The sequence below is a fragment of the Pectobacterium brasiliense genome (assembly GCF_013449685.1).
Lineage (GTDB): Bacteria > Pseudomonadota > Gammaproteobacteria > Enterobacterales > Enterobacteriaceae > Pectobacterium > Pectobacterium brasiliense_A.
On the sequence record NZ_JACDSF010000081.1, the window covers coordinates 1 to 377 of the forward strand.

Below are 377 nucleotides of genomic sequence, written 5' to 3' on the forward strand. Positions count from 1 at the left end.
TATGTCCCGGCGTAGTCACACGTTTCTGTTGCCCTTTGCGCATCCAGTCCGCGCCGATTTTCGGGTTCAGGTCGATATCCACTTCATCCTGATAAAATACCGGATGGTTTGTCTGCTGCTGGGCGACGGCCTGTTCGATGGCGAGTCGCTTTTCCTCATAATATGGGTCTTTGATTTTCAGTGTTGGCGCGGCTCTGCGCCAGACAATACCTGCCCGTTTCAGGTAGCGGTGCAACGTGGCGGGATGAAGCGCTACATTAAAAAGCCGATTAACGATAAGCGCCAATAACTCTGTGCTCCAGCGGGAACGCAGCCAGCCAAAGTCCTGAGGGGAATGCTGAACCAGAAGCGGCAAAATATGCAGGATATCCGCGACT

Annotated in this window: 1 protein-coding gene; it reads right to left on the bottom strand. The window is 53.3% G+C overall.

Annotated elements, in window-relative coordinates:
• A partial coding sequence (locus tag H0248_RS21100) for a winged helix-turn-helix domain-containing protein (RefSeq protein WP_180787371.1) occupies nucleotides 1-377 on the bottom strand: 377 nt, incomplete at both ends.